The 24,700-nt window shown below is 66.2% G+C and carries 19 protein-coding genes; 16 read left to right on the plus strand and 3 right to left on the minus strand.

Translation table 11 applies throughout. From position 1 onward, the window contains the following. Positions 1-186: 186 nt before the first annotated feature. Positions 187-1,296 (minus strand): DUF5692 family protein, encoded by a 1,110-nt coding sequence (locus ACYVRU_RS04320; RefSeq protein ID WP_461185749.1) that lies wholly within the window; start codon positions 1,294-1,296, stop codon positions 187-189. A 327-nt stretch (positions 1,297-1,623) separates the two neighbouring features. On the opposite strand from ACYVRU_RS04320, the gene ACYVRU_RS04325 reads away from it, so the two are divergent. The 3 genes from ACYVRU_RS04325 (at position 1,624) to ACYVRU_RS04335 (ending at position 4,875) form a co-directional block, all read left to right on the plus strand. Beyond that, the gene (locus tag ACYVRU_RS04325; protein ID WP_114540304.1) at positions 1,624-2,193 is read left to right on the plus strand and encodes an FMN-binding protein; all 570 of its coding nucleotides are present in this window, start codon (positions 1,624-1,626) and stop codon (positions 2,191-2,193) included. A 2-nt stretch (positions 2,194-2,195) separates the two neighbouring features. Further along, complete coding sequence (locus ACYVRU_RS04330) at positions 2,196-4,040, plus strand: FAD-dependent oxidoreductase (RefSeq protein WP_461185750.1); 1,845 nt, start codon at positions 2,196-2,198, stop codon at positions 4,038-4,040. 64 nt (positions 4,041-4,104) lie between these two features. Beyond that, the gene (locus ACYVRU_RS04335) at positions 4,105-4,875 is read left to right on the plus strand and encodes a hypothetical protein (RefSeq protein WP_461185751.1); all 771 of its coding nucleotides are present in this window, start codon (positions 4,105-4,107) and stop codon (positions 4,873-4,875) included. A 127-nt stretch (positions 4,876-5,002) separates the two neighbouring features. Here the strand turns inward: ACYVRU_RS04335 and ACYVRU_RS04340 are convergent, their stop codons facing one another. After that, positions 5,003-5,941, minus strand: coding sequence for a MarR family winged helix-turn-helix transcriptional regulator (locus tag ACYVRU_RS04340; protein WP_461185752.1), 939 nt, complete (start codon positions 5,939-5,941; stop codon positions 5,003-5,005). A gap of 385 nt (positions 5,942-6,326) precedes the next feature. Next, positions 6,327-7,379: an FAD:protein FMN transferase gene (locus ACYVRU_RS04345; protein ID WP_461185753.1), complete on the minus strand. Its 1,053-nt coding sequence runs from the start codon at positions 7,377-7,379 to the stop codon at positions 6,327-6,329. A gap of 107 nt (positions 7,380-7,486) precedes the next feature. Here ACYVRU_RS04345 and ACYVRU_RS04350 point away from each other — a divergent pair, with 107 nt between their 5' ends. The 13 genes from ACYVRU_RS04350 to aroC all read left to right on the plus strand — a co-directional run bounded on the left by ACYVRU_RS04350 (position 7,487) and on the right by aroC (position 24,700). Then, on the plus strand, positions 7,487-8,299 hold the full coding sequence (locus tag ACYVRU_RS04350) for a UTP--glucose-1-phosphate uridylyltransferase (protein WP_022739428.1): 813 nt from the start codon (positions 7,487-7,489) through the stop codon (positions 8,297-8,299). 398 nt (positions 8,300-8,697) lie between these two features. After that, positions 8,698-10,011 (plus strand): replication-associated recombination protein A, encoded by a 1,314-nt coding sequence (locus ACYVRU_RS04355; protein WP_041714386.1) that lies wholly within the window; start codon positions 8,698-8,700, stop codon positions 10,009-10,011. Between the two features lie 256 nt (positions 10,012-10,267). Continuing rightward, positions 10,268-11,179: a DUF948 domain-containing protein gene (locus ACYVRU_RS04360; RefSeq protein ID WP_461185754.1), complete on the plus strand. Its 912-nt coding sequence runs from the start codon at positions 10,268-10,270 to the stop codon at positions 11,177-11,179. Between the two features lie 21 nt (positions 11,180-11,200). Next, positions 11,201-12,634, plus strand: a complete 1,434-nt coding sequence (locus ACYVRU_RS04365; RefSeq protein ID WP_417176713.1) for an AI-2E family transporter — start codon at positions 11,201-11,203, stop codon at positions 12,632-12,634. Positions 12,635-12,700: 66 nt separating this feature from the next. After that, entirely contained in the window at positions 12,701-15,337 is a 2,637-nt protein-coding gene (alaS, locus tag ACYVRU_RS04370) for an alanine--tRNA ligase (protein ID WP_461185755.1), read from the plus strand. Between the two features lie 654 nt (positions 15,338-15,991). Next, positions 15,992-17,311: a 5-bromo-4-chloroindolyl phosphate hydrolysis family protein gene (locus ACYVRU_RS04375; protein ID WP_461185756.1), complete on the plus strand. Its 1,320-nt coding sequence runs from the start codon at positions 15,992-15,994 to the stop codon at positions 17,309-17,311. Positions 17,312-17,416: 105 nt separating this feature from the next. Then, entirely contained in the window at positions 17,417-18,565 is a 1,149-nt protein-coding gene (locus ACYVRU_RS04380) for a toxic anion resistance protein (RefSeq protein WP_161127498.1), read from the plus strand. Positions 18,566-18,568: 3 nt separating this feature from the next. Beyond that, positions 18,569-18,985 (plus strand): Holliday junction resolvase RuvX, encoded by a 417-nt coding sequence (gene ruvX, locus ACYVRU_RS04385; RefSeq protein ID WP_117284972.1) that lies wholly within the window; start codon positions 18,569-18,571, stop codon positions 18,983-18,985. A gap of 50 nt (positions 18,986-19,035) precedes the next feature. Beyond that, entirely contained in the window at positions 19,036-20,256 is a 1,221-nt protein-coding gene (gene mltG, locus ACYVRU_RS04390; protein ID WP_161127497.1) for an endolytic transglycosylase MltG, read from the plus strand. Between the two features lie 30 nt (positions 20,257-20,286). Beyond that, the gene (locus ACYVRU_RS04395; protein WP_161127496.1) at positions 20,287-20,919 is read left to right on the plus strand and encodes a YqeG family HAD IIIA-type phosphatase; all 633 of its coding nucleotides are present in this window, start codon (positions 20,287-20,289) and stop codon (positions 20,917-20,919) included. Continuing rightward, complete coding sequence (locus ACYVRU_RS04400; RefSeq protein ID WP_202427830.1) at positions 20,916-21,845, plus strand: shikimate dehydrogenase family protein; 930 nt, start codon at positions 20,916-20,918, stop codon at positions 21,843-21,845. Before ACYVRU_RS04395 ends, ACYVRU_RS04400 begins: the two co-directional genes overlap by 4 nt. Positions 21,846-21,962: 117 nt before the next feature. After that, positions 21,963-23,402: an asparagine--tRNA ligase gene (asnS, locus tag ACYVRU_RS04405; RefSeq protein WP_161127494.1), complete on the plus strand. Its 1,440-nt coding sequence runs from the start codon at positions 21,963-21,965 to the stop codon at positions 23,400-23,402. A gap of 131 nt (positions 23,403-23,533) precedes the next feature. Further along, positions 23,534-24,700 (plus strand): chorismate synthase, encoded by a 1,167-nt coding sequence (gene aroC / locus ACYVRU_RS04410; RefSeq protein ID WP_161127493.1) that lies wholly within the window; start codon positions 23,534-23,536, stop codon positions 24,698-24,700.

The following is a 24,700-nucleotide window of genomic DNA, read 5'->3' on the forward strand; positions in this document are numbered from 1 at the left end:
TCACTTCGCGAAAATGAAAAGGAGGGGGATTCACGCGAAAAAGAAGAGGGGGGATCCGCGCCGTTGCGGATCCCCCCCTCTGCGGGATGAGCTTGTTTTGGGAAATGGGCTTGCTCGAGCGTCCGCGGCCAGGCTGGTTTCCCTGGCCAGCCACTTAGTCGAATGCCAGCTTAGCCAACCAAATGACTACTGCTCGTCCTTCTCCACGGCGACGTAGACGTAGCCAGGGGTGCCGGTCGCGGGCAGCTCGTTGTAGGCCACCATCTCGGCGATCTCGGCGGCTGTGGCGCTCGCGGGCTCGGTCTCAAGCAGGTAGGCGGTGTCGGCGCGGCGCTCCATGGCCTTCTGGAAGTCCTTGGTCCCCACGAACACTTCCTGCTTGTAGGGGTTCACGCCGAGCTTCTTGGCACGGTACATGATGTAGGCCAGGGCGGCGACGTTCGCGAGGAGCGCGATGAGGGACACCGCGAGGTTCACGTTGGGGTTGTTCACGGAGTTCGCCGCGAAGATGGAGTCGTTGGCGAACATCGGCACCATCTGACAGAACATGCACCACATGGACAAGGTGAAGGCGCGGTTCTGGATCCAGCCGCCCTTGTTCCACAGAAGCCCGGCGATGGTCGGCGCCAGCAGCAGGGCCACGCCGCAGTACCAGGAATGGGTGGGCAGGCAGTTGTAGGTGTAGCAGAAGTTCCACAGATCGTAGGCGATGATGAACACCCAGGTCATATCGGGCCACAGCATGTCCTGGCGCTTCTTGGAGATGTAGATGCCGAACCAACCGGTCATGCAGGCGATATTAAGCAGGCCGGCGATGCCGTTGAACACGTTGTGCCAGCCGCCGTAGAGCGTGACGCCTTCGGTGGACACCCAGGTGGTGCCCCAAGCGCGAAACGCGCTCTCGAAGTCGCTCACCACGGCGATGAGGATGTTGATGGCCACGATGACGAAGGGGAAGGCCTTGAACCAGTGGGAGCGGCCGATCTTGCCCCAGGAGTACTTGAGCATCATGAAGCCGATGCAGCCGGCGGTGGCGGCATACACCTTGGCATAGTGGAACCAGCTGTTCATGTCGGTGTGGGTGGGGTTGGCAAGCGCCCATTCGGCGCCGGCCGCCGCGCCGATCTCCACGGCGAGGCAGTAGACGGTCATGGCGCCGCACACGCCGAAGAACATGAAGCATCCGCCGAACTTGGTGCGGCGGGCGAACTCGTTCAGCAGGATGAGCAGGACGAGCACCATGGCCAGGCCGAGCCATTGGTAGAGCGCGTTGGGACCGTACACATCGAATAACATGGTGATCCCTCCTTTAAGGATCGGTGCCTTCCTTGCCGCGAAGCCCGCCGCGGGTGGAGCACAAGAGGCCTCGCTGACCCACTCGCACCGGCTGCGCAGGGCATCAAATAGATGCTGTGCAGTACCATACCTGTGAAGAACTCTTCAGTCAATATCCATAATTTTGCAAGTTGGTAATAATTGACGGAATTGGTAAAAGAGTCAATAAAGCATTGATAAGCGGGGAAAATACTGCTAAGATTCCCCAAATAAAGTTCATTGAAGAAAGAAAAAGAAAACTTTCACGAAGAAATAATTGGAACGCACAGCCGAATGATAGGAGGGAACATGAAGCGAACAACGACGGCCATCGCCTGCAGCGCGGCCGCCCTGGCCCTGGGGCTTTCCGGTTGCGGGGCGTCCTTTGAGGGATCCGGGTCGAAGGACGCCGCCTCGGCGGAGCAGCTGGCCCTGCGCACCGACGATCCCTGGGCTGCCGAAGTGGCGGTCGATGGGGCGGCCCGGGCCGAGGGTGCCTACGCCGACGGGGTGTATGTCGGGCGCGGGCGCGGCATGGAGGGCGCTATCACGGTGACGCTGCTTCTGGATGACGGGCGTATCACCTGCTTGGAGACGACCCAGGAAGGGGAGAGCCAGAGCCGCGGCGGCTACGAGGCCATCCGCGACGGGCTGTACGCCGAGATGATCGAGGCGGCCCAGGGCGCCGACATCGACGCTGTCGCCGGGGCCACCATTACGACCGCCGGGGTGAAGCAGGCCGTGGCCGACGCGCTCGCCCAGGCGGAGATTGCCGCCGGCGCCGAGACGACTGGCGGCGCGGCAGCGCAGAGCAGCGAGGATACCGCCGCAACGAGCGGCGCCGACGGGGCCGGCGTCCCAACCGGAAAGGAGGCCTAGCCATGGCCGAGAACATCACGGGCGTTGGCGCCCTTTCCCGTCGCGACTTCCTGACCGGCTCGGCCGTGGCCGCCGCCGGGGCTGCCATGCTGGGCCTTGCCGCCGTCGAGCCGGCCACGGCCGCCGAGACCCGCAGCGGCAACTGGGCCGCCGACGGCTCCGCGGCCGTGGCCGCCGAGCCTTCCGCCGCCACCAACGCCACCGCCGCCGACGGCACCTACCGCGAGCACAACGCCAGCTCGTTTCCCGCCGACGACGCCACGCCCATCCCTCCCCGGGCCGTGCCTGCTCGTTGGGACTACGAGTGCGACATCTGCGTGGTGGGCGCCGGCGGCGGTGGCCTGAACGCGGCGGCCCGCGCGGTTCAGCTGGGCGCCGACGTCATCTGCGTGGAAGCCATGGGGCTTCCCGGCGGCAACGCCCAGGAGGCCGGCATGTGCGGCATCTTAGGCGGCTACTCGGGCCAGGAGGAGAAGAAGTTCGCCTTCCCGAGCTATCCCTTCGATCCCAAGGCGCTGACCGATTGGGCCATGGACGAGTACCACTACGCGGCCGACCCGAAGCTCATCTATCGGCTCGCCTGCGAGGGTGGCAAATCGCTGGATTGGATGGCCGACTGCGGTGTGCACTGGCGTTTGGGCGAGGTTCCGGTGTACGTGGCCCCGAAGCGCTCGACGCTGGACCACCACGTGCTGAAGATGAAGGACGCCACCGACGCCATGTACAACTACGGCTATGCCCACGGCGTCGATTTCCACTTCCAAAGCCCTGCTGTGGCCCTCGTGCAGGACGACGGCGGCCGCATCGTGGGCGTCGTGGTGAACGAGGACTACGAGACCGAGCGCTACATCCGCGCCGACCGCGCCGTCATCCTCACGGCGGGCGGCTTCTGCAACAACAAGGCGCTCTTGGACAAGTACATTCCCACGGCCGCCATGGGCTGCGCGTCCAGCTATCTGACGGCCGGCGAGCGCGGCGAGTGCTTCCGCATGGGGCTGGGCGTGGGCGCCGATGTGTCCGGATTCAACAGCTCCGCCTCCTTCGACGGCGGGGTCGACTGGCAGGCCGAGGGCGGCACCTGGGCGCGGTTCCTCTACGACGGTATGACCCAGCTCTCGCGCCAGCCGTGGCTGACCATCGACCGCTGCGGCAACCGGCTGCGCTACATGGACTCCCGCGTGGCCGAGGACGGCGCGAACGCCATCTACGCCTTGGGCGACCTCGCCACCATCCAGATGACCCCGCCGGGCCACCGCTCCTACATCGTCTTCGACGCGAACTACGAGGACCACCTGGCCGGTTTCGCCCAGGAGCACTGCCGCAAGCTCCTCACGCCCGACCTGGAGCAGATCGAGAAGGTGCCCGAGCACTACCGCGACTGGCACCACGGCGTGCAGGACGCCATCGACGCCGACGTGCTGAAGCGCCGCGACACCCTGGAGGAGTTGGAGCGCGATTTGGGCCTCGCCGAGGGCGTGCTCACCGAGGCCGTGGCTAAGTGGAACGACGCCTGCGAGCGCGGCGAGGATGACTTTCTGTACCCTATGCCGCCCGAGTGGCTGCACGCTATCACGACGCCGCCCTTCTACGGCTGCCGCATCGGCGGCAACCTGTACGGCACGAAGGCGGGACTGCTCATCAACGACCAGATGCAGGTGATGAGCGTGAACGGGCGCGTCATCCCGGGTCTGTACGCCGGCTGGCACACCGCGGGCGGCGCCTGCGGCGAGAACAGCTACATCGGCGACCCCATCCTGGGTTCGCTCATGGGGGACGTGGGGCTCGCCTTCTGCGGCGGGTATCTCTGCGGAACCTCGGCGGTGGAAAACGAGATGGGCGAGGCCTAAGGGCGCGTCCTCGAACGCGCGGGGCGCAGGACGTCCTGTGGGATTGCTTCGGAAGGAGCTGACTATGAACGATATGAAAGCAATGGCGCGGCCGTTTCTCACGCTGTACGCCATGGCGCTCGTGATAGCGATTCTGGCCCGCATCGGGCTTACCGTGGCCGGCGGCACCGGCGTGCTCGCCTTCGACTACATCTCGGCTTCGGGCGTGCCCATCCTGGATGTGATCTGCTCCATCCTCACGGGCTCGGCCTTCGTGGCCTTCCTGTTCGCGGCGGGACTGGCACTCGTTGTGTCCACGGCTGGCGCGGTGCTCTACACGGCGCTCACGGCTCGCGGCGACGGGCGGGCGCGACCTGCGACTGCGTTTCTGTGGGGCTGGGCCACGGCGCTTGTGGCCATCGTATGCCTGGTCGTGGTGGTGCTCGGCATCCTGTCGGCCGTGCAGGTGGGCTCCATGAGCTCGAAGCTGCCGGGGCTGCCCGTCATCGTGCTGGGCGTTATCGCCTTTGCGGCCTTCCTGGGCACGCTGCTCGGCGCGGCGTCGATGGTGGTATGCGCTTGCGTGGCCCGCGCTCGCGCCGGGCATTCCATGGCGGTGGGCCTTATCGTGGCCTGCGCGGCTTGTGGCGCGGTGGTCATGGTGCTTACGGTGGGCACCTTCTCGGCCCTGAACGTGGCAGCGGTGAGCCTGCCGGCGCTCGGCGGATGGGCGGCGGCCGACCTGGTCGTGAACGTGATCCTGCTCTTTGGCTCTGCGGCCCTTATTCGCAGGCAGGAGGGCGCCCCGGTGCCGAAGGCGAGCGCGGAACCAGCGGCGGCCGGCGCTGCAGGGTAGGGCGCGGCCGACCGTTTCCTGTGCGGGATGGCGGTCTCGACCGAGATAGGAGAAGGCCCCGATTGCCGGCATCGTCGCTGGCATCGGGGCCTTTTGCATCGGCTGAAAACGAGTGGGTGGGTAGCTTCTAGATTTCCTGGAGCAGGTCGTAGGCGGCCTGCTCCTTTGCTTGGCGCTGGGCGTTCAGGTCGGCCACCACCACATGGCCCACGCGCTCGATGGCGTCCCTCTGCTCGGGAGTCAGGCGCACCCACAGCTTGGTGGCAGCCAGCTCGTTCACGGTGGCGCTGATGAGAAATCCCTGGTAAACGCCCTCGTCGGTGAGGGCCACGTAGACGGCCTTCTTGTCCGCGGGCGATTTCAGCCGCCGGGCCCAGCCGCGCTGCACGAGTCGCTCGATGGCCCGGGCGGCGTTCACCGGCGACATGCGGAGCGCCTCGGCCAGAGCGCCGACGCGCTCGGGGCGGTCGGTTTCGCCGAGGCGCTGCACGATGCGGCACTCGTTGAATGACGCGCCCGTGGCCTCGCGCAGGGTGCGCTCGGTTTCCGCACGGATGAGCTCCACCGACACGAGCGAGCGCGAGGCGGGGAAGCGATCGGCCACCTCGGCGTTGAGCGGCGGCTCGATGGCGGCGCCGGCGGCCACGGCGGCCTCCAGGATAGTGCGGTAGGTGGGGTTGCCCGTGGGGAAGTTCGCGTACAGGCTCGCGACGAGGGACTCGTTCACCGTGGCGATGTGGGCTCGCCCCGCCTCGGTGATGGCCAGAAGGCGCGTGCGGCCGTCGGACTCGCCGGCGGCGCGGGTGGCGTATCCGCGCGATTCCAGCGCGTCCACTGCCTGGGTGACCACGTTGGGCTTCATGCCCAAAAGCCGTCCCAGCTCGCCTTGGCTGATGGCCCCGTTGGCCTGCAAGAGCTTCGTGAGCACGCGGTATTGGGTGATGTTCAGCTCGCTCGCGGCCGCCAGCCCCTGGCGCAGCGTCTCGTGGGCCATCTCGAAGGCCACGAAGTACGTGGAGTCCAGGTTGAACTTGTCTTTGGCGGGGGTGGGGCGCGTCTCGGTCATGGAAATCCTCACTTGTCGCGGTTGCCGAGTTGGCGAGCGCTAGATAGTTCACTGCTGTAATAATTGTACTGCGCAGAGCGCGTGCGGCAGAGGTCTGCAAGGTAAACAGTCATAATTTGGCCAGAAAAGCCGTTTTTGGTGCAACAGCGGCATTGCCGAGATGCTGCACAGGTCGGAAATGCACGAGTATCAACAATCGGCATCGTGAATGAGCGGAAAAGCGGGTCGCTCGAAGACGAGGATGACCCCACTCTGCACCAAAACCGTCAATATGCGCCACATTGCAGAGGTGGAAGATGCAGCATGACAGCGGCGAACGCTACGGCGGCGAACACTACAGTGGCGAACGCGGCGATCGTTTCCGATGTCGAGTTGGCTCCGGGGTCTAGCCGCGTGCCGGAGTGATAGTGCCCTGGGCGTCGATGAAGAAGGCCTGCTCGATCTCGGGTCGGCGGCGGGCGAGGGCGAGGCCGCGCTTAAGGCCGAGGGCGAGCAGGGTGGTAGAGAAGCCCTCCGCGTCGATGGATTTCTCGCAGATGACGGTGACGCCGGCCACGTCGGTTTCGACGGGGCGTCCCGTGCGCGGATCGAGGATGTGGTGGTAGAAGGTGCCGTCGGGTGCGGTGAAACAGCGCTCGTAGACGCCACTCGTGACAGCCGACCCCACAACCAGGGGCACGGCGCCGATGAGCTGGGAGGGGTCGCGCGGATCGCGGATGCCCACGCGCCAGGGGTCGCCTGTGGGCTTGGTGCCGCTCACGGCCACGTTGCCGCCGAGGTTCACGATGGTGCCCGAGAGTCCGTGGGCCTCCATGGCCGCCACGAGTGCATCGGCGATCCATCCTTTGGCGATGCCGCCGGCGTCCACGGCGGCATCGGGGTCGGCCAGCTGCGCGAAGCAGGTCTTGGGTTCGGGCACTGTCTCGAACCCGGGCATCGCCTCGGTTGCGGCATCGGCGTCGCTCTCGGCCGCTGTGACTGCCGGCGTCTTCCACAATCTGAGCGCGTGCCAGTCGACGTGGCGCACCGCCTCGGCGAGTGCACCATCATCGGGCACCGTGCCCTCGTGAAAATTCCACAGGCGCACCGCCGGGCCTACGGTAATGTCGAAGGCGCCCTCGCTTTCCGCGCAGTAGGAAAGCGCCCTCTCGAGCAGGTCGTAGGTCAAAGGGTCGATGGCCACGGGCTGGCCGTGCGCGCTGTTGATGCGCGCGATGTCGGAGTGGGGAAGCGTGCGGCTGAACAGGCGCTCATAGCGGCGGCAGAGCGCCCGGGCCTCTTCGAAGGCCGCCTGACATGCTGCCGTCTCGCCGTAGGCCTCGATGTCGATGACGGTGTTGAAGGCCAAAAAGCGCACGCCGGCCGGTTTGCCCTCGGCGGCGTCGTGCGTCTCCAGGAATTGCTCGTCGGGAATGGGGTCGAGGCTATGTGCGTCCATTTTACTCATGGGGGACAGTATAGCGAACTCGGCGAAGGAGAGAGGCGACGCGCGCGCCATCTGTAGTATCATGGGCGGCACGCGAACAACGAAGAGAAAGGCGCTCGATGAAGGCACTCATTCCCGCGGCGGGGCTCGGTACCCGCTTTTTGCCGGCCACCAAGGCCCAGCCCAAAGAAATGCTGCTGGTGGTGGACCGCCCGGCTATCCAGTACGTGGTGGAAGAGGGTCTGGCTTCCGGCGCTGACGAGGTCGTGATCGTCAACAGCCGCGAGAAGAAGGCCATTGAGGACCATTTCACGCCGAACCCGGAGCTGGTGGCGCTTCTGCGCGAGCGCGGCAAGGACGCCTATGCCGATGCGGTGGAATATGTCGGCAACCTGCCGGTCAGCTACGTGTATCAGGAGGAGGCGCTGGGGCTGGGACATGCCGTGCGCTGCGCGGCAGAGAAGACGGGCGACGAGCCGTTCTACGTGCTGCTCGGCGATGTGCTCGTGCCGGGCAATGAGATGCTGCCGGCTATGAAGGCGGTTTCCGACGCCCATGGCGGGGCCAGCGTTATCGCGGTCATGCCCGTGCCCGACGACCAGGTGAGCCGCTTCGGCGTCATCGCCGGGGAGGCGGTGGCCGAGAATGTGTGGAAGGTGGACTCGCTGGTGGAAAAGCCGGCGCTAGAGGATGCGCCGTCGAATCTGGCGGTGTTCGGCCGCTACCTGCTCTCGCCCCGCGTGATGGAACTGCTGGCCGATGTGGAGCCGGGGGTGGGCGGCGAGATTCAGCTCACCGACGCGCTGGACGCGGTGCTTGCCGAGGAGGAAATGTACGCGCTTGTGGTGGATCCGGCCGACGGCTTCGACACGGGCACCGTGGAGAGCTGGCTCGAGACGAACAACGTGCTGTTCGCGCGTCGTCAGGGATAGGTACGATTCGGCATTCGGCGGCGCGGGGTAGGGTGCTGATGGCGCTCCATCAACGGTGCCGTCGCTCAGGCTCGCCGTCGTATTACCGCTGATGAGGTTTCTTCTAAAATGTGAAGAATTACTTAACGATGAGCCTATGAATCCACAAGTTCACCATGGGTGCATCATAGGGAATTCAAGGGTGGCTGTTATACTGACGTCAGTAAGTGAGACAACCCCCTCCGATCACTTGCCTGCTTTGTCTCTTTAAAGCAGAAAGCGGCTCCGCGAGAGTCGCATCCCCCCTCCTTCTGGCCCGGCGGCCCCCTCCGCCGGGCCGCTTCTTTTTGTCGTGCATTTCGCATTGATAAAACATTTGTTCTATTATTTTGGCGGGCTCCGTGGTACCATTACGGGCTATGGATACTTTGTTTACTGCTATGGAAAATGATCGGAAGCGTGATGTGGCTCCGCTCGCGGTGCGCATGCGGCCGCGCACGCTCGACGAGGTGGTCGGGCAGACGGAGGCCGTGGGCGAGGGCAGCTGGCTGCGCGCGGCCATCGAGAACGACACGTTAAGCTCCGTCATCCTCTTCGGGCCGGCGGGCACGGGCAAGACGTCGCTTGCCCACGTCATCGCTGAATCGACCCGCGCCACCTTCGTGGAGGTGTCGGCTATCGGGGGCACGGTGTCCGACTTGCGCCGGGAAATCGACGCGGCGGAGAAGCGTCTCGTCATGGGGGGCTTGCGCACCATCCTGTTCGTCGATGAGATCCACCGCTTCAACCGCAGCCAGCAGGACGCGCTTCTGCACGCGGTGGAAGATCGCCTTGTGGTGCTTGTGGGCGCCACCACGGAGAACCCTTTTTTCGAAGTGAACTCAGCCCTCATCTCCCGCTCGCGCATCGTGGAGCTGCATTCGCTGTCCGACGACGAGATCGCCGAGCTGGTGGGTCGCGCTGTGGAAGACGCGCGGGGGCTGGCTGGCTGCTATGCTCTGGAGGAGGCCGCTACCGCGGCCATCGTCACCCTGGCCGGCGGCGACGGCCGCGGGGCGCTCACAACGTTGGAGTTGGCCGCTGGTATGGTGGCGCCGGGCACGAAGGAGGCCCCCGTTTCCATCACCGAGGCCATGGTGCGGGCCGCCACGCCCCACCGCGCGCTGCCCTACGACAAGAACAAGGACATGCACTACGACATCATCTCCGCGTTCATCAAGAGCATGCGGGGCAGCGATCCGGATGCCGCCGTGTACTGGCTCGCCCGCATGATCGACGGGGGAGAGGATCCGAAGTTCATCGCCCGCCGCATGTACATCGCTGCCTCGGAGGATATCGGGAACGCCGACCCCCAGGCCCTGCTCGTGGCCGAGGCCGCCTTCCGGGCTGCCGAGGTCATCGGCTACCCGGAGTGCCGCATCAACTTGGCCCAGGCCGCCATTTACTTGGCGCTGGCGCCGAAGTCCAACAGCGCCGAGGCCGCGATCGATGCGGCGCTGCGCGAAGTGCGCAACGGCCCGGTGCGCAAGGTGCCCGACTACCTGCGCGATCGTCATCGCCCCGGCTCGGAAAACTACGGCGAGTACAAGTACCCCCACAGCTACCCGGCCGGCTGGGTCGATCAGCGCTATCTGCCCGAGGGCCTTGAGCGCGGCTGCTTCTACCAACCCGGCGAGCGCGGCTGGGAGGCTTACCGCACCGACGCCGCCGCCCGCGACCGCCAGGGGAGTTGAGTCGCGGCTCGGCGTGTTGCGTCCGCCGCATTGCGGGCACCGCGCAGCGAGCCAGGCATCGTGCTGGGGCGACGTTCGGTCGAGGGCGCCCCAGCACGGGTGCCGCTGGCGATGCCGCTCGCGTGTGACACGATGTCAACTTCCGTTTACGGAATGGCTACCGTAGCGGCGCGTTCCGTGGAGGCCCTGCGCAACTTAATTAGAATGACTCCAGTAATGGTATAGTCAGGTCTTCGGAATTATAAGGAGGCTCATCATGGATTTCGCAGGGATCGTGGACATCGCGCTGCCCGTCATCTACGTGCTCGTCGGCGCGGTGCTCGTATGGTTTGTCGTGGAATTGGCGCTCACCATCCGCTCGACGCGCTCGACCATCGACGACGCCCATAAGGAGCTCACCCCCACGCTGAAGAACGTGGAGAAGATCACCGCCCAGGTCGATCCCCTCATCGCCCATGTGGATGCCCTGGTGACCGATCAGATCGACCCGCTGCTTACCCGCGTGAACGAGATCGCCGAGGAGGCCAAGCCCGCCGTGGGCCGCGTCGATCCGCTGGTGGAGCGTCTGTCGCTCACGGTGGACGCGGCGAATTTGGAACTCATGCGCGTCGACCAGATTCTGGAAGATGTGACCCAGATCACCGATTCCGTCTCGAAGGCCGCCGGTGCCGTCGATACCGTGACGAGCGCTCCGATCGATTTGGTGAACTCGCTCACGGGCAAGTTGCGCAGCAAGTTCAAGCCGCGCTACGCCTCCGATGAGTCCGTGAGCTTGGGAGCCGCTGCCGACGCCAGCGCCGCCGCGAAGGCCGGCCGCGCGCCCGAGCGCGGGGCGACCGTTGCCGACGCCGTCTCGGCCATGGGGGATGCCGCCCGCGCCGTCGTCGCCGAGGGCAAAGACCGCCGCGCCGCTGTCAAGGCCGCCAACGCAGCCAGCCAAGAACGTGCCCACGACTTCGAAGACCAGCTCTCCGGCACCGCCGGCACCATCGCCGATGCGGCCGTGGCCAACGCCAACGCCGACATCGACACCGACGCGCCGGCCGCGCCGGCCGCGACGGCCCCTGCCGACCCCGCAGCCGCTGCCCCGCCGGCCGTCTCTCCCAACGCCGCCGCGGCTCAGGCCAAGCCGGCCTCCGCGGGGAACAGCCCCTACACCGTTCAGTAGCTTGCACCCGAGGAGATTCCCATGAGCACCGACGCGTCTCAATCGCAGGGAGGAGCCGACGCGCCCGCTTCCGTCAACAACCCGCGCAGCGCGGCCGCCGCGGCCACCGCTGCCGCCAATGCCATCTCGCGCACCAAGCAGGCCCGCGCCCGCACGCGCTTCTTCGACCTGTGGGCCGTGGTGGCGGCCATTCTGCTTTTGGCGGCGACCGTCTATCTGCTGAACATCCTGTCGGTGCCCGTGGCCATTCTCATCTGGACCGTCATCATCGTCTTCTGCCTGCGCGGCATTGTGAACGGGCTGGAGAAGCGCCATATCAACCGCGGTTTGGGCACCACGATCGCCTATGTCATCATGGCGCTCGTGCTCGCCCTTATCGGCTTCCTTCTGTTCTCGCCTATGTTCGGCCTGAACGCCCAGTTCAACGACTTGGTCAGCAACCTGCCCCATTATGTTGATGCGGTCATCGCCTGGGGCAACGACCTGTACGCCCGCTACGCCCCGATGCTCGAGGACGAAACGGTGAAGAACGTCATCAGCGAGGTGCAGAAGTCTGCTGCCTCGTGGGCCTCCTCCATCGCCCAGGGCAGCGCCAACGGCATCGTGGCCTTCTCCACGACGCTGGCCAACGGCCTTATGGCCTTAGGGTTCGCGCTCGTCATCGCCTTCTGGATCCTCATGGAGCTGCCGGCCATGGGCCGCGAGACGCGCCGGCTCATCGGCCCCAAGCACGCCGAGGACGCCGAGTTCTTCCACGCCACCTTCACCCGCGTCATGGGCGGCTACATCAAGGGAACGCTTCTGCAGTGCGCTGTCATCGGCGTGGGCTGCGGCATCCTGTTCCAGGTCGTCGGCGTGCCCAACGCGGCCGTGCTCGGCCTCATCACCGGCGTGATGAACATCATCCCCATCATCGGCCCGTGGCTGGGAGGTGCGCTCGCGGCCATCGCGGCCGTCTTCGTGAGCCCGCTGGTGGCCCTTATCGCCCTGGCCGGGACCGTGGTCATCCAGCAGCTCGTCTACACCTTCGTCTCGCCGAAGATCATGGCGAACTCGGTGGACATCCACCCGGCTCTCACCCTTATCGCGTTGATGGTGGGCTCGGCCCTCGGCGGCGCCATGAGCGGTCTTATGGGGTCGCTCGTGGGCATGCTCGCCTCCATCCCGCTGGTGGCCGTGGCCAAATCGGTGTTCGTCTACTACTTCGAGAAAAAGACCGGCCGGCACCTGGTGGCCGAGGACGGCGTGTTCTTCAAGGGCGTGCCGTCGGACAACGAGGAAGTGAACCCGCTGTCGGACGCCACGTCACCGGGCGTCACCACCGGCTCCATGAAGCCCATCAAGCTGGACGACGCGACGCTGTTCGGCCGCAAGTTGCCGAAGCTGCGCTCGCAGGCCCATGGGAAGGTGACGGCGCGCCATTCCCATGATGACACGTCGTCTTCCAAAAAGTAGCGCGCAAGGAGCGCTATAATCTGCTGCAACTGTTTTCGTTGACCGTAAAGGACGGATAGAACACCTATGCGTTACATGACCACCGCTGAGATTCGCGAGAAGTACCTGAACTACTTCCAGGAGAAAGGCTGCAAGCTCGTGCCCTCCTCCTCGCTCATTCCCGACGACCCGTCGCTTCTTCTGACGAGCGCCGGCATGGTGCAGTTCAAGCCCTACTTCCTGCAGCAGAAGCAGCTGGAAGCGCCCTATATCGGCACCACCTCCGTGCAGAAGTGCGTGCGCACCAACGACATCGACATCATCGGCACCACGGGACGTCATCTGAGCTTCTTCGAGATGCTCGGCAACTTCTCCTTCGGCGCGTACTTCAAGGAGGAGATGTGCGCCTGGGCCTACGACTTCTCCGTGAACGTGCTGGGGCTGCCGCCGGAGCGGCTGTACTTCACGGTGTTCGAGGACGACGACGAGACCATCGAGATTTGGAAGAACCTGGGCGTGCCCGAGGACCACATCTCGCGCCTTGGCGAGGACGACAACTTCTGGCGCGCCGGCCCCACCGGTCCCTGCGGCCCCTGCTCGGAGATCTACTACGACCAGGGCCCGGAGTTCGGTTGCGGCAGCCCCGACTGCGCTCCGGGCTGCGACTGCGACCGGTTCCTGGAGTACTGGAACTGCGTGTTCACCCAGTACGACGGCCAGGAGGACGGCACCTTGGCGCCGTTGCCGAAGAAGAACATCGACACGGGCATGGGGCTCGAGCGCATGGCCGCCATCATGCAGGGCGTGCAGTCCAACTACGAGACCGACGTGCTGCGCAGCCTGGTGGCCGTGGGCGAGCGTCTGGCCGGCGTGACCTACGGCGAGGATGCCGAGTGCGACCTGGCCCTGCGCATCATCGCCGACCACTCCCGCTCGGTCACCTTCATGATCGCCGACGGCATCCTGCCGGGCAACGAGGGCCGCGGCTACGTGCTGCGCCGTCTGCTGCGCCGCGCCATCATGAAGGCCCAGCTCATCGGCATCGAGGGGCACTTCCTCAACGAGTACGTGGACGAGATCGTGCGGCTCATGGGAGATGTGTACCCCGAGATCGTGGAGAACCGCGAGCTGGAGCGCGGCCTCATCATGGCCGAGGAGGACCGCTTCGGCGCCACGCTGCGCCAGGGGCAGGCCTTCCTGGAGGAGGCCCTCGGCAAGCTTGAGGGCGACGTGCTCTCCGGCGAGGAGGCCTTCACCCTGCACGACACCTACGGCTTCCCCGTGGAAGTGACCCAGGAGATCGCGGAAGGCCGCGGCGTGAAAGTGGACATGGAGGCCTTCGAGGCCGCCATGGAGGCCCAGCGCGAGCGTGCCCGCGCCGCCGGCGCAAAGGACGCCGAGGCCGCCTGGTCCACCTACGGCGGCATCTACAGCGATCTTTTGAACGAGCTCGGCCCCACGGAGTTCATCGGCTACGACGCCACCGCCGCCGAGACGCGCGTGCTGGCCGTCGTCGTCGATGGCGAGCGCGTGGGCACCCTGGCGCCGGGGCAGACCGGCGAGGTGGTGCTGGCCGCCACGCCCTTCTACGCCGAGATGGGCGGAGAAGTGGGGGATACGGGCGTCATCGAGAACGGCGAGGGACGCCTTTACGTGCTGGACACGAAGGCTCCCGAGAAGGGCCTGTTCGTGCACGCGGTGCGCGCCGAGGAGGCCGGTCTTGCCGAGGGCGATACCGTTGTGGCCCGCGTGGACGCGAACCGCCGCGCCGCCATCGAGCGCAACCACACCGCCACCCACATCCTGCACGCCGCGCTGCGCCGCGTGCTCGGTGACCACGTGAAGCAGGCCGGCTCCTACGTGGGCCCCGACCGCCTGCGCTTCGACTTCACCCACTTCGAGGCGTGCACGCCCGAGCAGCTGGCCGAGGTGGAGCGCGAGGCCAACGAGCACATCATGAGCGCCACGCCCACCACCATTTACGAGACGTCGCTGGAAGAGGCCCGCGCCGCCGGGGTCACGGGCTTGTTCGGCGAGAAGTACGGCGAGGTCGTGCGCGTGGTGGAGGCGGGCGACCTCTCCCGCGAGCTGTGCGGCGGCTGCCATGTGAACAACACCGCCGAGATCGGCTTTTTGAAGATCACGAGCGAGTCGTCGGTGGGCGCCAACGTGCGCCGCATCGAGGCCGTGACGAGCTACGGCGCGCTCGCCTACGTGAACAAGGTGGAAGCCGAGCTGAAGGAAGCCGCGGCCACGCTGCGCGTGCCGCCCTTCGACGTGTCCGAGCGCGTGGCGGCCGACCAGAAGGCCCTGAAGGAGATGCGCACCAAGGCCAAGCGCGCCAAGAGCATGATCGGCGACGACATGTTCGCGACGCTGCTCTCCCAAGTGCAGCTGGCTCCGGCGGGCTATCCCGTCATCATCGCGCGCACCGAGGTGCGCGACGGCGGCCAGATGCGCAACATGTGGGATGTCGTGCGCAGCCGCATGGACGCGCCCGGCGCCATGGTGGTGGCCGGTGTGAACGACGGCAAGCCCGTGCTCATGGCCGCCGGCACCGATGAGGCGGTAGCGGCGGGCTTCAACGCCGGGGCCATCATCAAGGCCATGGGCCCGGCCATCCAGGGCGGTGGCGGCGGCAAGCCCACCATGGCCCAGGCCGGCGGCAAGAACCCCGACGGCATCGATGAGGCCCTGGAGATCGCCCGCAACATGATCCTGTAGCGGCGCTGAAGAGCGATCAAGAGAGGGGTGTGGCGGTTTGCCTCGCCCCTCTTTTGCGTCTCGAGGAATACGGCTGTGTGCTGCTTGAGGGAATCTCGCCGAACGACGGTCATGTCGGTATAAATGTCGGTATAAATGTCGGTATAACCGCGTCGCTCGGAAACATTGCCCCGACTGATTTTTCTCTGCGATAAGGTTTCCTTAGCATACGGCGATTTGCCGTGCGTGGTTGCTTTTGGAAAGAATTAAAGGTGGTGCGCATTCCGTGCGGTTGGGCGGGGGCTTGGGGGTGCCGTGGTAAGATGACTCAGAAATGAGGAATGCGCGGTTTGATGGCCGTGCGGGCGCGTTAGGGGTTATTCCATGAATCCGCAGAGTCCGGGAACGGGCGGTCGAGGGCCGTACGACAGCTGGGGGAGACCTCAGGGCGCGCCGCAGCAACCCGGGCCGCAGCAACCTGGGCCTGAATATGTTTACGAAGTGCCCGAGGATTTTCAAGGGCAACAGAGTGCCTGGCAGAGCGGCGCCAGCGGGAATGCGAATGGACATCCTCAGGGCAGCGCCCCCGCGTCGGGCGCGTCGGGGACTGGTTCCTGGTCGGCCGGCCCCTCGGGCAGTCCCATTCCCGGCATGTCGGCCAAGGATTTCCAGAAGATGTGCCGGTCGGTTGACAAAGCGTTCTCGCAGTTCGCCCGCATGGTCGACCAAGGGGTGAACGAGGCCGCCGAGGCGCTAGGGCAGTCGCCCGAGAAGAACCTGAAGGCCCATAAGGAGCTGCAGGAGAAGCGCAAGCGCGAGAAGAAGGCGCGCAAGGCCCAGGAAGAGGCGCAGCGCCGGGCGGCTCAGCAAGCCCACGGGCAGCAGCGTTACGGGCATCCGGGCTACGGGGCGTCCCAGGGCGCGCCGACAGGTGGCGTCCCCCAGGGTTTTCAACAGGCGGTGACCTCCGCGGCCCAGCAGGCCCAACAGTGGGCGCCGCTGGCCAAGGCAAAGAAGCGCTTCCGCTCGTCGTGGGGGCTGACGGCCTCCGGGGTCGTCATGGCGGCGGCCGGCGGGGCGGGCATGGTCTTTTTCGGCATTCCCGCCTTAGTCTCGGCGCTGGCGCCGGCGGTGGCCGGGAATCCCGAAGTGGCCGTGACGGCGATCCTCGGCATTCTGACGGCCGGTTTCGCCACGTTGCTCGGCTTCGGCATCCGCAACCTACGGCGTGCCTCGAAACTGAAGGCTCTCCAGCGGGCGGTGGGCCAGCGCGAGGCCGTTGGCTTCGACGACCTCGCCGCGCGCATGCAGGTGAGCCCCAAGGCCGCCCTTGCCGCCTCGCGCACGCTCATCAAGGGCGGCTACCTCCCCGAGGGGCGCATCGACGACGAGAACACCACCCTCATGGTGACTGAGAACGCCTACCACCAGTATCGTCAGTTCCAGCAGAGCCAGCGCCAGACGCTCGCCGAGCGCGAGGCGGCCGAGGCGGCCCGGGCAGCTGAGGCGGCGGCGCGGGCGGCCCGCGAGCAGGATATCTCCGAGCGCCTGACGCCCGAGCAGCGCGCCTTTGTCGCCTGCGGCCGCGACTACGTGCGGCAGATGGACGAGCTGAACGCCGCCATCGACGACGCCGCGGTGAGCGAGCGCATTACGGCCATTCAGGACGTGGTGGGCCGCATTCTCGCCCGCGCCGAGGAAGAGCCGGCCATCATCGCCGGGCTCGACCGCCTGACCGCGTACTACCTTCCCACCACGGTGAAGCTGCTCGATGCCTACGACCGGTTAGAGGAGGAACCTATTCAGGGCGAGAATATCTCCAGCTCGCGCAGCGAGATCGAGCATACGTTGGAAGTGTTGCACAGCGCTTTCGAGAAGCTCTTCGACGACACGTACCAAGACCTCTCCCTCGATGTGTCCGCCGACATCTCGGTGCTGCACGCCATGCTCGCCCAAGAGGGACTCACGGAAGGCCCCTTCGATGTGAAACCGTAAGCAATGGCTTCGAGCGCCTAACCCCGGACGCTCTTGAGCGCGAGGCTCGCAAGGCCCCCTCGCAATTTCCGATTCATCCGTACCGTGCCCGTGAAAGGATATGCTATGACCAACGAACTGACCGATCTCACGAACATTCCCGCCCCGACGCTCACGCTCGATCCCGTAAGCGACGGCGAGGTGGCCGAGGCCTCCATCGTCGAGGTGGACACGCCCGCCGCGCCCAGCCTCGCCGACTCGCTTTCCGCCGAAGAGCTGGCCCAGGTGGACGCCTTCGCCCAGCAGATCGACATCGCCAATTCCCAGCAGGTACTCACCTTCGGCGCCGGCGCCCAGAAGAAGATGGCGTCGTTCTCGGAGACGGCGCTCGCGAAGGTGCGCACCCAGGATTTGGGCGAGGCGGGCGATCTTATCGCCGGGGTAGTGACCGAGCTCAAGAACTTCGACGTTGATGACGACGACAAGGGCTTCTTCGGCCTGTTCAAGAAGTCGGCGAACAAGATCACGTCGCTCAAGGCCCGTTACGACACCGCCGAGGCCAACGTCGACAAGATCGCCAAGACCCTCGAGGGCCATCAGGTGCAGCTCATGAAGGACGCGGCCACGCTCGACAAGCTCTACGAGCTGAACCTCACCTACTTCAAGGAGCTGACCATGTACCTTCTGGCCGGCCGTCAGCGCCTGGCCGAGGTGCGCGAGGGCGAGCTGGCCGAGCTGTCCGCCAGGGCTCAGGCGTCGGGTTCCACCGAGGACGCCGAGGCGGTGCAGAAACTCGCCGCTGCGTGCAACCGCTTCGAGAAGAAGCTGTCGGATCTGGATCTGTCCCGCACCGTGGCCATGCAAATGGCGCCGCAGATCCGTCTCGTGCAGAACAACGAGATGCTCATGATCGAGAAGATCCAGACGACGCTCGTGAACACTATTCCTCTGTGGAAGAGCCAGATGCTGCTGGCGCTGGGGCTCGCCAACAACGAGGCGGCGCTCAAAGCCCAATCCGCCGTCACCGACATGACCAACGAGCTTCTGCGCAAGAACGCCGAGAAGTTGAAAGCTTCCACCGTGGAGGTGGCCCGCGAGTCCGAGCGCGGCATCGTGGACATCGAGACGTTGAAGGCCACCAACGAGAACCTCATCCAGACCTTCGATGAGGTAATGAAGATCCAGGCCGAGGGCCGCGCCAAGCGTGCCGAGGCCGAGGCGGAGATGCGCCGCATGGAAGCCGAGCTGCGCCAGAAACTGCTGGAGGTGAAGTAGCCCGTGCGCGTGATGGCGCTGGATATCGGGGAAGTGCGCGTGGGGGTGGCGGTGAGCGACCCGGGCGAGCGCGTGGCAAGTCCGGTGTGCGTGATGCCCGCCGCCGAGGTGACCGGTTGCGCCAAGCCCTTCCGCCGGCTTCTGGAAGACTGGGAGCCGGAGCTGCTCGTCTGCGGGCTGCCCCGCACGCTCGCCGGCGAGGAGGGCCCCCAGGCGGCCCGCATTCGCAAGGAGGCCGCGCGCATCAGCGACGCCTGCGGCATTCCCCACGTTTTCGCAGATGAACGGCTCAGCTCGGCCGAGGCCAAGCGGAGTTTGCGTGAAAAGGGTCTGACTGAGAAGGAGATGCGCGGCAAGGTTGATATGATAGCCGCAAGTCTGTTTTTGCAATCTTGGCTCGACGAGCGTGCCCGCGCTTGAGGTATTCGCGGGGCTAATCGCCGGGCCGTTTCGTAGAGAAAGGCCGCACCTTGGCTCTCCATGGCAAGAAGGTCACCTATTCGTCCCATTCCTCCCGCGCTGCCCGGGCGGCGCACGCCAAGGGGGATCGGGAGTTCCGCACCTACGACACGAGCGCCATCATGCCGAAGAAGTCCCCGGCGCCCTTCATCTGCGCGGCCGTCGTGGCTGTCGTCGTTATCGCCGCCGTGTGCTTCTTCGCCTTCCGCGGTTGTGCCGGCTCGCAAGTGGAACTGCTCGCGCCGGGCCAGTCGGCGGAGGTGACCATCACGGAGGGGGAGACCGCCTCCTCCATCGGCGACGCGCTCGTGGCCGCGCGCCTCATCGGCAGCTCGCGGGAGTTCACCGACGAGGTCACGCGCCTGGAAGCCGCCTCGGCGCTCATTCCCGGCACCTACACCTTCCAGGGCGGCAGCACCCCCGAGGAGCTGGTGCGCGCCATCATGGTCGGCCCCGCTCAGGTGGGCGACACGCTCGCCGTGCCCGAGGACATCACCCGTGCGGAGCTGTCCGAGCTGGTGGCGAGCGCCACGGGCGGCCGCATCACCGCTGAGGCCTTCCTCGCCGCTTCCGAGAACGCGAGCGCCTATGCGGCCGACTACGCGTTTCTGGAAAGCGCCGGCGAGAACTCGCTGGAGGGCTTCCTGTTCCCCAAGACCTACGCCGTGACCGAGGACATGGATGCCGAGGCCGTCGTGCGCATGATGCTCGACCAGTTCGGCACGGAGACCGCCAGCATCTTCGGCGACTTCGCCAACAGCTACCCGGCGAGCCAGGGGCTCACGCTGTACCAGGCGGTGAACCTGGCCTCCATCGTCGCCAAGGAGTCCACCGGCGACCAGGAGGTGCGCGATCATGTGGCCGGGGTGTTCTACAACCGCCTCGCCTCCGATCGGCCCTACCTGGAATCCGACGCCACCACGGCCTACGAGGTGGGCCGCGAGCCCACGGCCGAGGAGGTGCACGCCGAGACGCCCTACAGCACCTACGCGAATGCGGGCCTGCCGCCGACGCCCATCTGCTCGCCGGGCCTCGAGAGCCTCACCGCCGTGTGCGAGCCGACCCAAACCGAGGACATGTTCTTCTACTTCTATCCCGATGCCGACGGCAACATGCAGGCGGCGTTCAGCAAGACCTACGAGGAGCATCAGCAGGCCATCGCCGATAATTCCAACGCTGGTGGCGCCGACGGGTCGGGCGATGCTGCCGCCGGTGAAGGCGCGGCCGCCTAAGGGCGCCCTTTTGGTCTTCAGGTGCGACCCATGGCGCTTCTCACCCCCGATCGCTATTTCTCGCGCATCAGCGCCATCGATATCGAGCGCGATTTGCTCGGGTGCGGCCTGACTCATGCGCTGCTCGACATCGACAATACCGTGCGCGCCCGGGATACGGGATGCGTGCCGCGCGATGTGGGGATGTGGCTCGGTCGGGCGCGGGAGGCCGGGGTGAGCTTCTGTTTGCTCTCGAACAACTGGCACGCCGACGTGTACCGGTTCGCCGGCGAGTTGGAGATGCCCATCGTGGCCAAGGCCTTAAAGCCGCTGCCGCCGGCGTTTCTCGCGGCCCGGCGGAAGATCGGGGGAGCCGCCGCCGACACGGTCGTTGTTGGCGATCAGCTGGCGACCGATGTGCTGGGAGCCCATCTGACGGGCATGAAGGCCTATATGCTGCAGCCGTTGGTCGAGCAGGATCTGCCCCACACGCTGCTGCTGCGCAACGTCGAGCGGGCTATTTTGGGAGATCGCAAGCCGGAGCCGGCAATCAATATCGCGGAATGCGAGGCGAGCCGTTCCGCGGCGCGCCGCGGACAAGGAAGCGCCCCGCGCCGCTTCGGGCAGGGCGCGCAGCGCGGGGTCGAAGGGGCCTCGCGCGAAACGGGAAGGGAATCGCTGTGAGCGAGAAGCTGTATGTGCTGGGGCACCCGGTGAGCCATTCGAAATCGCCGGTCATGTACAACGCCGTCTACGAGAAGGCGGGGCTGCCCTGGCATTACGGTCTCATGGATGTGCCGACGGCGCCCGAGACCGAGGCGTTCCTTGCGGCTCGCGACTTCCTTTCCATCAACATCACCACGCCCTATAAGCCCGAGGCTTTCGCTGCCGCCGATGTGCGGGCCGCCTCGGCCACGCTCGCCCACGGGGCCAACGTGCTCGTGAACAAGGACGGGGCCCTTATCGCCTACAACACCGACGGCCAGGGCTGCGTGGCCTATTTGGAACGGGCCGGCGTCGATTTTCGCGGCACGTCCGTCGTCGTCTGCGGCACGGGGCCGACCTCCCTCTCCATCCTGCACGCCGTGGCCCAGGCGGGGCCGGATGAGGTGATCCTCATCGGCCGTGACAAGGCCAAGGCCCGCAACGTCATGCGCACCTACGCCGACGAGCTGGGGGCGATGGTCGGACGGGTGGTGGACATGCCCGCCTTCAAGGAAGGGCACCTGAGCTTTTCCGAGGTGTACAAGCAGGTGGGCTTCAAGTTCGGCAGCTACGCCACGTCGCGGCAGGCCATCGCGGGCGCGGACATCATCATCGACGCCACGCCGCTCGGCATGAAGGCGGGCGACCCTGCCCCCTTCGACACGGCGCTTCTGAGCGCGGACCAGACGGTGTTCGACGTGGTGTACGGCCACGGCGAGACGGCGCTGGCCCGGGCGGCCCGGGCGGCGGGGTGCCGGTTTTTCGACGGTGCCGGCATGCTCGTCGGCCAGGCCGTGGTCACGGTGGGCATCCTGCGCGACATCACCGGCGAGGCGGCCCTCGACATCCCCGAGGACGAGCTGTTCGCCCTTATGGCCCAGGCGGCCGGGTTTAATCTCGCCTAAGACGCCTCGGAGGCGCAGGTGGGCGGCCGAAATGCCTTTGGCCCCATAGGCGGCGCGGCGCTGTCCTGCTATCATAGCGGCAATGGAAAACACCCTAGCTCGAAAGGTCGCGCCATAATGAACCGCACTAAGATCGCCCAGCTCTACGCCGATGCCGACGCCTTCGCCGGGAAGACCGTCACCGTTGCCGGTTGGGTCAAGTCAGTCCGCGATATGAAGAACTTCGGTTTCGTCACGTTGAACGACGGCAGTTGCTTCAAGGACTTGCAAGTGGTCATGGACCGTGCGACGCTGGAAAACTACGACGAGATTGCGCACCAGAACGTGTCGGCGGCTCTCGTGTGCGAAGGCGCGTTGAAGCTGACGCCGGACGCCCCGCAGCCCTTCGAGCTTGCCGCCGAGAGCATTCGCGTCGAGGGCGCCTCGGCTCCCGACTACCCGCTGCAGAAGAAGCGCGCCACGCCGGAGTTCCTGCGCACCCAGCAGCATCTGCGGCCGCGCACGAACCTGTTCCGCGCCGTGTTCCGCATCCGCTCGGTGGCCGCCGCCTCCATCCACCGCTTCTTCCAAGATCGCGGGTTCGTCTACGTGCACACGCCCATCATCACGGCGAGCGACTGCGAAGGGGCCGGCGAGATGTTCCGCGTGACCACCATCGACCCGGCCCAGGTACCGCTCGTGAGCGAGGAGGCTGCCGCGGCCTCGGACGGCGCGCTTGTGGCCGGCGAGGTGGATTGGAGCGCCGACTTCTTCGGCAAGCCCGCCTCGCTCACCGTGTCCGGCCAGCTGAACGCCGAGAACTTCGCCATGGCCTTCGGGGATGTGTACACGTTCGGCCCCACTTTCCGCGCGGAGAACTCCAACACGGCGCGCCATGCCGCCGAGTTCTGGATGGTGGAGCCCGAGATTGCCTTCGCCGACCTTGAGGACGATATGGAACTGGCCGAGAGCATGCTCAAGTACGTCATCCGCGACGTGATGGAGCGCTGCCCCGACGAGCTGGCCATGTTGAACAAGTTCGTCGACAAGGGGCTTCTCGAGCGCCTGGACCATGTGGCCTCCTCCGACTTTGCGCGCGTCACCTACACCGAGGCCATCGATATCCTGCTCGCGGCGCAAGCGGCCGGGCGCGCCTTCGAGTATCCCGTTGAATGGGGCATCGACTTGCAGACCGAGCACGAGCGGTTCCTCACCGAGGAGCACTTCGGTCGCCCGACGTTCGTGATCGACTATCCCGTCGGCATCAAGGCCTTCTACATGCGCCTGAACGACGACGGGCGCACCGTGGCCGCCATGGACTGCCTCGTGCCGGGCATCGGGGAAATCGTGGGCGGCTCCCAGCGCGAGGAGCGCCTGGAAGTGCTCGAGCGGCGCATCGCCGAGCTGGACATGGACGCCGAGCAGTACCGGGCGTATCTGGACTTGCGCCGTTTCGGCACCTGCCAGCACGCGGGCTTCGGGCTCGGGTTCGAGCGCCTCGTGATGTACCTCACGGGCGTGAGCAATATCCGCGACGTCATCCCGCACCCGCGCACGGTGGGCAACGCCGAGTTCTAAGAGGGCTCAGGGGCCGCTTCCGCCCGCACTTTACCGTCCCGAAACGGTCGGGTGCCTCTGCGTGCGCTACAATGGGTGCCGATCTGTCTCGGGCGCCCTCTGTCGGCGCGCCCTGCGAGAAAGCTGCGTCTATGGAATACATCACTGCCGGAGAAAGTCACGGGCCGAATCTTACGGCCATCGTGACGGGCGTGCCGGCCGGCCTGCCCGTGTCCGTCGATCACATCAACTCCGATCTGGCCCGCCGCCAGGCCGGCTACGGGCGCGGCGGCCGCATGGTCATCGAGAAGGATACGGTGCGCGTCACGAGCGGCATCCGCTTCGGTCGCACCATCGGCAGTCCCATTGCGCTTGAGGTGGCCAACCGCGATTGGGAGAACTGGACGGAGCGTATGGCCGCCTTCGGCGAGGCGCCGCGCGACTTGGTGCGCGAGGTGACGCCCCGGCCGGGGCATGCCGACCTGGTGGGCGCCCTGCGCACGAACACCGATGACTGCCGCAACATCTTGGAGCGCGCGAGCGCCCGGGAGACGGCGGCCCGGGTGGCCGCGGCCGGCGTGGCGCGCGAGTTTCTGGCGGCGCTCGGCGTGGAAGTGATGTCGTACGTGGTGTCGGTGGGAGATGCGGCCATGCCCGAGGAGACGATGGCCGACGCCGCCGAGCACAAGCCGCTCGACATCGAGCTGTCGGAGATGCGCTGCCCGGACGCGAAGACGACCATCGCCATGAAGAAGGCCATCGACCGCGCGAAGTCCGACGGCGAGAGCTTGGGCGGCACCTTCCGCATCGTAGTCTGCGGGCTTGCGCCGGGGCTCGGCACCTACGCCACGGGCGCCGATCGGCTCACCTCGCGGCTGGGCGCGGCGCTCTTTTCCATCCCTGCCATCAAGGGCGTGGAATTCGGCCTCGGTTTTCAGGCAGCCGCGCGTCCTGGGTCGCAGGTGCACGACCCCATCGTGCTCGCCGACGGCGAGTTCCGCCGCACGTCGAACAACGCCGGCGGCTTAGAAGGCGGCATGACCACGGGCATGCCGCTCGTGATCACGGCGGCCATGAAGCCCATTCCGACGCTCATGACGCCGCTGGAAACGGTGAACCTGGACACGCTCTGCGTGGAGGAGGCGTCGAAAGAGCGCTCGGACGTGTGCGCGGTGCCGGCGGCGGCCGTGGTGGCCGAGGGCGAGGTGGCCTTCGCGCTGGCGAACGCCTACTTGGAGGCCTTCGGCGACACCTGCATGGCCGACATCAAGGCGAACATCAAGGCCTACAAGGCGCGGCTGCGCACCATGGGGCGCTAA

This window comes from Adlercreutzia sp. CNCM I-6216 (genome assembly GCF_977113345.1).

What these genes read in the sequence shown, in the direction of transcription:
- ACYVRU_RS04320 (WP_461185749.1), bottom strand. Translation starts at nt 1,296, where the DNA reads ATGTTATTCGATGTGTACGGTCCCAACGCGCTCTACCAATGGCTCGGC.
- ACYVRU_RS04325 (WP_114540304.1), top strand. Translation starts at nt 1,624, where the DNA reads ATGAAGCGAACAACGACGGCCATCGCCTGCAGCGCGGCCGCCCTGGCC.
- ACYVRU_RS04330 (WP_461185750.1), top strand. Translation starts at nt 2,196, where the DNA reads ATGGCCGAGAACATCACGGGCGTTGGCGCCCTTTCCCGTCGCGACTTC.
- ACYVRU_RS04335 (WP_461185751.1), top strand. Translation starts at nt 4,105, where the DNA reads ATGAACGATATGAAAGCAATGGCGCGGCCGTTTCTCACGCTGTACGCC.
- ACYVRU_RS04340 (WP_461185752.1), bottom strand. Translation starts at nt 5,941, where the DNA reads ATGACCGAGACGCGCCCCACCCCCGCCAAAGACAAGTTCAACCTGGAC.
- ACYVRU_RS04345 (WP_461185753.1), bottom strand. Translation starts at nt 7,379, where the DNA reads ATGGACGCACATAGCCTCGACCCCATTCCCGACGAGCAATTCCTGGAG.
- ACYVRU_RS04350 (WP_022739428.1), top strand. Translation starts at nt 7,487, where the DNA reads ATGAAGGCACTCATTCCCGCGGCGGGGCTCGGTACCCGCTTTTTGCCG.
- ACYVRU_RS04355 (WP_041714386.1), top strand. Translation starts at nt 8,698, where the DNA reads ATGGATACTTTGTTTACTGCTATGGAAAATGATCGGAAGCGTGATGTG.
- ACYVRU_RS04360 (WP_461185754.1), top strand. Translation starts at nt 10,268, where the DNA reads ATGGATTTCGCAGGGATCGTGGACATCGCGCTGCCCGTCATCTACGTG.
- ACYVRU_RS04365 (WP_417176713.1), top strand. Translation starts at nt 11,201, where the DNA reads ATGAGCACCGACGCGTCTCAATCGCAGGGAGGAGCCGACGCGCCCGCT.
- alaS (WP_461185755.1), top strand. Translation starts at nt 12,701, where the DNA reads ATGCGTTACATGACCACCGCTGAGATTCGCGAGAAGTACCTGAACTAC.
- ACYVRU_RS04375 (WP_461185756.1), top strand. Translation starts at nt 15,992, where the DNA reads ATGTGCCGGTCGGTTGACAAAGCGTTCTCGCAGTTCGCCCGCATGGTC.
- ACYVRU_RS04380 (WP_161127498.1), top strand. Translation starts at nt 17,417, where the DNA reads ATGACCAACGAACTGACCGATCTCACGAACATTCCCGCCCCGACGCTC.
- ACYVRU_RS04395 (WP_161127496.1), top strand. Translation starts at nt 20,287, where the DNA reads ATGGCGCTTCTCACCCCCGATCGCTATTTCTCGCGCATCAGCGCCATC.
- asnS (WP_161127494.1), top strand. Translation starts at nt 21,963, where the DNA reads ATGAACCGCACTAAGATCGCCCAGCTCTACGCCGATGCCGACGCCTTC.
- aroC (WP_161127493.1), top strand. Translation starts at nt 23,534, where the DNA reads ATGGAATACATCACTGCCGGAGAAAGTCACGGGCCGAATCTTACGGCC.